General features: G+C 64.8%; 5 protein-coding genes and 1 pseudogene. 2 read left to right on the plus strand and 4 right to left on the minus strand.

Going from position 1 to position 6,656, the window contains the following annotated elements:
- Positions 1–43 precede the first annotated feature (43 nt).
- Positions 44–1,120 carry a quinone-dependent dihydroorotate dehydrogenase gene (locus tag K728_RS0103875; protein WP_019482762.1) on the minus strand — a complete coding sequence of 359 codons (1,077 nt, stop codon included), beginning with the start codon at positions 1,118–1,120 and terminating at the stop codon, positions 44–46.
- A gap of 101 nt (positions 1,121–1,221) precedes the next feature.
- On the opposite strand from K728_RS0103875, the gene K728_RS0103880 reads away from it, so the two are divergent.
- Positions 1,222–2,316 (plus strand): alpha/beta hydrolase, encoded by a 1,095-nt coding sequence (locus K728_RS0103880; RefSeq protein ID WP_024475915.1) that lies wholly within the window; start codon positions 1,222–1,224, stop codon positions 2,314–2,316.
- 67 nt (positions 2,317–2,383) lie between these two features.
- Here the strand turns inward: K728_RS0103880 and K728_RS0103885 are convergent, their stop codons facing one another.
- The 3 genes from K728_RS0103885 to leuA form a co-directional block, all read right to left on the minus strand.
- Positions 2,384–3,190 (minus strand): isoprenyl transferase, encoded by an 807-nt coding sequence (locus tag K728_RS0103885; protein ID WP_024475916.1) that lies wholly within the window; start codon positions 3,188–3,190, stop codon positions 2,384–2,386.
- The gene (gene recO, locus K728_RS0103890; protein WP_019482765.1) at positions 3,187–3,936 is read right to left on the minus strand and encodes a DNA repair protein RecO; all 750 of its coding nucleotides are present in this window, start codon (positions 3,934–3,936) and stop codon (positions 3,187–3,189) included. The genes K728_RS0103885 and recO overlap by 4 nt, the downstream gene beginning before the upstream one ends.
- 96 nt (positions 3,937–4,032) lie before the next feature.
- A complete protein-coding gene (leuA, locus tag K728_RS0103895; RefSeq protein ID WP_019482766.1) occupies positions 4,033–5,781 on the minus strand; it encodes a 2-isopropylmalate synthase in 1,749 nt (582 codons plus the stop codon).
- A gap of 266 nt (positions 5,782–6,047) precedes the next feature.
- Here leuA and K728_RS18340 point away from each other — a divergent pair.
- Positions 6,048–6,656: pseudogene (locus tag K728_RS18340) on the plus strand (M13 family metallopeptidase N-terminal domain-containing protein); the annotation flags it as partial.

The raw sequence follows: 6,656 nt of genomic DNA on the forward strand, positions 1-6,656 counted from the left end.
GTTATTTTTGCGGGGTCACTGTTTTGGGGTCACTGGTTCGGGGTCACTGCCGTGCCGCGAGCAGGGCTTCCAGGCGCCGGTTGATGTGCCGGGCCCAGAATGGTCCTTCGTAGAGGAACGCGGTGTAGCCCTGCACCAGGGTGGCGCCGGCATCGAGGCGTTCGAGGACGTCCTCCGCTGACTCGACCCCGCCCACCGACACGATCGCCAGGTTCTCACCGGCGGCGGCGCGGAGACGGCGAAGCACCTCGAGCGAACGCTGCTTCAGCGGCGCCCCGCTGAGGCCGCCGACTCCACACTTCATGACGGTCGCGTTGTCGGTCACCAGCCCCGACCGTGTGATGGTGGTGTTCGTCGCGATCACGCCGTCCAGTCCAAGGTCGACGGCGAGGGCCGCGACGTCGTCGATGTCCTGGTCCTCAAGATCGGGTGCAATCTTGACCAGGAGGGGAACCGGCCGCCCGGCGGCCTCGTCGGCCGCTGCCCTGACGGCAGTGAGCAGGGGTCGGAGCGATTCGACGTTCTGCAGGAGGCGCAGGCCGGGCGTATTTGGTGAGCTGACGTTGACCACCAGATAGTCGGCGGCGGGCGCCAGCTCGCGGGTACTGACCAGGTAGTCCTCGACGGCGTCGCGGAGATTGACCGACTTCGTCTTCCCGATGTTGACCCCGATCATCGGCCGGTTGGCGACGTACCGCCGTTCGAGTTTGGTGCGTGCCGCCCTCAGCCGCGGGGCAACGGCCGCGGCGCCGTCGTTGTTGAAGCCCATCCGGTTGATCACTGCCCGGTCGGCGACCAGCCTGAACAGCCGCGGGGTCGGGTTGCCCGGTTGCGCCTGCCCGGTGATGGTGCCCACCTCGATGTGCCCGAATCCCAGGCTGGTGAGTGGGGTGATGCCGTGCCCTTCCTTGTCGAATCCGGCGGCCAGACCGAACGGGGAGGGGAAGGTGAGCCCGAAGGCTGAGGTCTGCAGGCCCGGGTGCGGTTTGGTCAGGTGCCGCAGTACCAGGCCGGCCGGCGTACGCTCGGCCACGCGAATCAGCCGGAAACCAATGCGATGGGCCTTTTCGGCGTCCATGCGGGCAAAGACCAGTTGAAAAAGGGCAGGGTAGATTCGCATGATCTAAAACTCCCACGCTGGGGCGGTCAACAACAACTTGCGTTGCACGCACCGACCAGCGAATCTGCTGGACCCGTGGTGAGACGGGCTACAGTTTTCGAATGGGGCTGACATGGAGACCGGATTATCTGGGCGACGGATTCACCGCCGCCGACCTCAAACTGGCTGCTGATGATGAGGGGCCCTGCGTCGCCACACTGGTGGCCTACACGCCGCCAGTCACCGCTGAAACTCCCCCGACGCCAGAGACCTCCCCCGGCCTGCAGCACCTGGCCAACTGGTGGTCCCGCTTGACGGCTCGGATGGCCCCCGTCCCGGAGGCCCCGAGCGTCGCCCCTCCCCCAGTCAGCGCCGTCCTGTACATCCACGGTTGGAGCGACTACTTCCTGCACCGTGGCCTGGCTGCCTTTTGTGCCGACCGCGGCGTTGAGTTCTATGCGCTGGATCTGAAAAAGTACGGGCGTAGTCTCCGTGACGGGCAAACCCCCGGCTATGTGGCGAACCTCGACGAGTATGACGAGGATATTGACGCTGCGCTGCGGGCGATTGAATCCCGGGTCAGGGCGCGCCACGGCGTGGGAACCGACGTGTTGATTCACCTGATGGCCCACTCGACGGGCGGGCTGATCGCTTCCCTGTGGGCCCACCGCAACCCTGGCAGGATCGAGAGCCTGATCCTGAACAGCCCCTGGCTCGATGTGCAGAGCAACCCGATCCTGCGTGGCGCAACCCAGGGCCTGCTGGACCCCATCATCCGGTTCAAGCCGAAAGCGAAGCTGATCTTGCCGGAGTTTGGCTTCTATTGGCGCAGCATCAGCAACGCCGCCGACGGCGAGTGGGAAATCCACCCACAGTGGCGACCCGAGTTCGGCTTCCCGATCCGGGCCGGCTGGGTTGCAGCAGTGTTGGCGGGCCACGCACAGGTGCGGAGGGGCCTGGCCATCGACGTGCCCGTCTTGGTTCTGGCCTCGGCCCGCTCGTCGGTCAGCCCGGTCTGGAATGACTCAATGCTGACCTCGGATAGCGTGCTCGATGTCACCCTGATGACCCAACGGGCGCTCCAGCTCGGCCCCACCGTCACCGTCTGCCGGTTTGAGGGCGCCCTGCACGATGTCCTGCTGTCCCGGGAACCTGTCCGCCGCGAGGTATACCGATCCCTGGATCGGTGGCTGCGCTGCCAGCAGCAGGCAGGCTGAACCTCTGGCCACTAAGGGGACGCTACCCGGTCACCACCGGGACGCTACCGGGTCGGCCGCGGCGACACTATTTGGTCGCTGGCGACGACTGATCCACGGCGCCCCCGAACCGTCGGTCCCGGCCCGCGTATTCGCCGATGGCTCGCCACAAAACCCGACGGTCGACGTCGGGCCACAGCACGTCCATGAACACCATCTCTGCGTAGGCGGACTGCCACAGCATGAAATTGGAGAACCGTTGCTCCCCGGACGTCCTCAGGAACAAATCCACGTCCGGGAGGTCGGGTTCATCAAGGTACTTTTGGATGGTTTTCTCGGACACGGCCGACGCACGCAGCCTACCGGCCTCCACTTGCTCGGCGATCGCTTTGGCGGCGTCGGCGATTTCGGCGCGGCCACCATAGTTGACGCACATTGTCAGGGTGCAGGTAGTGTTCCCCAGGGTCTGCTGTTCGGCTAATTCGAGTTCCTTGACCACCGACTGCCACAACCGTGGCCGCCTGCCCGACCAGCGAATCCGCACCCCCCACGCGTCGAGTTGATCACGTTGCCGGCGCAGCACATCCCGGCTGAACCCCATCAGGAAACGCACTTCCTCGGGCGACCGTTTCCAGTTCTCGGTGGAGAAGGCGTACACCGACACGTGCTTCACCCCAATCTCGATGGCGCCGGCCATCACATCGAGCAGCGCAGCCTCACCCGCCCGGTGCCCCTCTGTCCGGGGCAACCCGCGCTGGTTGGCCCATCGGCCGTTCCCGTCCATCACAATCGCCACGTGCTTTGGCACGAACTGCGCCGGGATAGCCGGTGCCACCTCGCCCGATGGATGGGGCCATGGCCGGACGGGGCGGGTACCTGGTCGGTCCTGGTTCACTGACGCTCCACTAGTTTGAGAGATTTGACGACGCGTTCGAGGTGCCACTGTAGATAGCTTGCCACCAATCCCGCCGCCTCCCTGCGGGATTGCGGACTGGAGGCATCCGCTGTTCCCCAGTTTCCGGACAAGAGGGCGGCGAGCAGTTCCATGGACTCCGGCGCTGGCGATGCCGCACCGGGTGGCCGACAGTCGGGGCAAACGCCGCCACCGAGCGGTGCCGAGAACGCGGTATGAGGGCCGGGCGTGCCGCAACGGGCGCAGTCGGTGAAACTCGGCGCCCACCCCGCGGTGGCAAGAGCCCGCAACAGGTAGGAGTCGAGGATCAGCTCCGGCGCGTGCAGACCCCTGCTCAGGGCGGACAGGGCCCCCACGATCAGGTTGTACTGCGCACCGGAGGACTCGCCGTCGGCGTCGGTCAGCCGCTCGGCGGTCTCCGCGATCGCCGCAGCGGCGGTGTACCGTCCGTAGTCGGCAGCGATCCCATGCCCGTAGGCTCCCTTGGTCTGCGCCTGCGTGACGACGTCGAGGTTGCGGCCAGCCACCAGCTGCAGATCGACCGTCATATAGGGTTCCAGCCGGGACCCGAACTTGCTGCTGGTCCGTCGCACGCCTTTGGCTACCGCCCGGACCTGCCCATGGTCGCGGGTCAGGAAGACAATAATCCGGTCGGCTTCGCCCAGCTTGTAGGTGCGCAGCACCACGCCTTCGGCGCGGTAGGTGCGGGAGGCGAAGGACGAAGACACAGACCTATTTTCGCACCCCTTGGGCCGCACGTGTGCATCCGTCGGCGGTGAGCCCCACCCGATGGATGCACACGCGGCGCCACGTGGCTGCTGCAGCTAGCTGGGCTGCTGCTGGTCGCGGATCGCCCGGTTTACGGCAGAAATGACCGCCTTCAGTGCGGCCATGGTGGTGTTGGCATCGATGCCGATACCCCACAGCACGCGTTCCCCGATGGTGCACTCGACATAGGCTGCGGCGCGGGCGTTGCCGCCAGCGGACAGTGCGTGCTCGGTGTAATCGAGCACGCGCACATCCACCCCATCTTCGCCGAGAATGGCGAGCAGCGCAGCGATCGGGCCGTTCGCCTGGGAAGAGCGTCGCTGCTGGACGCCGTTCACGAGCAGGGAGGCGGTCAGTTTGAAGGAGTCGTCCTCAGCAGTCGCGGTGTTGACGCTGGTGAGTGCGTAGTGGCCCCAGGTGCCCGCTCCTGCGGCGCGACTCGGCAGGTACTCGTCCTGGAACACCTTCCAGAGTTCGGCTCCGCTGATTTCCCCACCGACGGTATCCGTGCGGCGCTGGATGACCCCCGAGAACTCGATCTGCGCGCGGCGCGGCAAATCGAGGCTGTGCTCGTTTTTCAGCAGGTACGCCACGCCACCCTTGCCGGACTGCGAGTTCACCCGGATCACTGCCTCATAGCTGCGCCCGATGTCCTTCGGATCGATGGGAAGGTAGGGGACCGCCCAGGGGATGTCCTGGACTGTTGTTCCAGCCTCGGCGGCGTCGCTCTCCATTCGCTCGAAGCCCTTCTTGATCGCATCCTGGTGTGAGCCGGAGAAGGCTGTGAACACCAGGTCGCCGCCATAGGGTGAGCGTTCGGGGACGGGGAGCTGGTTGCAGTATTCCGCGGTCCGCCTGATGTGATCGATGTCGGAAAAGTCGATCATCGGGTCGATGCCCTGCCCATAAAGGTTCATGCCGAGGGTGACCAGGTCCACGTTTCCGGTGCGTTCACCATTGCCGAACAGGCATCCCTCGATCCGATCAGCCCCCGCCAGGTAGCCGAGCTCCGCCGCTGCTACCCCGGTGCCACGATCGTTGTGCGGGTGGAGCGACAGGATGATGTTTTCACGGTTGTCCAGGTTCCGGCACATCCACTCGATGGAGTCAGCGTAGACGTTGGGGGTGGCCATTTCGACGGTTGCCGGGAGGTTCAGAATCATCTGGCGGTCGGAACTCGCCTCAAGCACAGCCGCGACCTCGTTGCTGATTCGTGCGGCGAATTCCAGTTCGGTGCCGGTGAAGGACTCGGGAGAGTACTCGTAGGTGACCTCGGTGTTCCGCAGGGTCTCCTCGAACTTCTTACACAGCCGCGCTCCGGTCAGTGCGATGTCGATGATGCCGTCCATGTCCTGGTTGAACACCACCCGGCGCTGCAGCACCGACGTCGAGTTGTAGAGGTGGACGATGGCCCGGTCTGCGCCCTCGATCGACTGGTAGGTGCGCTCGATCAGGTGTTCCCTGGCCTGGGTGAGGACCTGGATGGTGACATCGTCGGGAATCCGGTCCGTCTCGATCAGCTGGCGGACAAAATCGAAATCGGTCTGTGATGCCGACGGGAATCCGACCTCAATTTCCTTGTAACCCATCTGAACGAGCAGGTCGAACATCTTGTGCTTGCGTTCGGGGCTCATCGGGTCGATGAGGGCCTGGTTGCCGTCCCTCAGGTCAACGGCGCACCAGCGTGGCGCCTGGGTGATGACCTTGTCGGGCCAGGTGCGATCGGGCAGCTGAACCGAGATCTGATCCTGGAAGGGCGTGTATTTATGGAACGGCATTCCGGAGGATTTTTGTGCGTTGCGCATGGGGTGTGGCCTGTTCTGTGGAGGTTCGCGGGGCAGACTCTTCAGCAGTCCATGTGACGGGACTAAAACCAGATATCTGGGCTGGGGCCGGGCATTACAGACTCCGCAGCGGGGAATCGGCCTTGACCGTGTCGTGTTGACTACCTGGTCGTGATGGCCCCGCCGCGGCAGCTAAGAAGGAGCAGTTCTGCGCGCACAAGCCAACCCTAGCACGGAGCATAGGATGGGCTTCGGACTGATTCGACTCACACCAGTTAGGAAAACCCATGGCATTGGCAGGGACCACAGAGGCGGCAACAGACACCGACGCGAGGGTGCAGGACGACCTGTTCCGGCACGTCAACGGGACCTGGCTGAACTCCACGGAGATTCCCTCGGACCGGCCCCTCGAAGGAGCATTCACCCAGCTGCGGGATGCCGCTGAACTGGCCGTGCGGCAGATCATCGAGAATGCCGCGGCCACAGCTGATCCGGCCGGCGACAACTTCAGGATCAAGGCTCTCTACAGTTCATTCATGGCTGAGGAGCGGATCGAGCAGCTGGGTGTCGCACCGGTGCTTCCGCTCCTCGATCGGATCAACGCCGTAGCGTCGACCGCGGAACTGGTCGCTTTGGACGGTGAGCTCACGCGGTCCGGAATTGCCGGCCTTGCGCTGCCCTATGTCAGTAACGACGCCGGGAACCCCGAGCGCTACCTGCTGCACCTGCACCAGTCCGGCCTCGGAATGCCCGACGAATCGTATTATCGGGAAGAAAAATTCAGTCAGACCCGAGACGAGTACCTGACCCTGCTCGTCGCCCTGCTCACCGCGGCGGGTGACCCCGAGGCTCAGACTCGTGCGGAGGCAGTCGTCGAACTGGAGACCCGGCTCGCG

The organism is Arthrobacter sp. CAL618 (assembly GCF_000468215.1).
GTDB lineage: Bacteria > Actinomycetota > Actinomycetes > Actinomycetales > Micrococcaceae > Arthrobacter_D.

Excerpts from the sequence above, each read along its gene's own strand:
- K728_RS0103880 (WP_024475915.1), top strand. The coding sequence starts at position 1,222 with ATGGGGCTGACATGGAGACCGGATTATCTGGGCGACGGATTCACCGCC.
- K728_RS0103875 (WP_019482762.1), bottom strand. The coding sequence starts at position 1,120 with ATGCGAATCTACCCTGCCCTTTTTCAACTGGTCTTTGCCCGCATGGAC.
- leuA (WP_019482766.1), bottom strand. The coding sequence starts at position 5,781 with ATGCGCAACGCACAAAAATCCTCCGGAATGCCGTTCCATAAATACACG.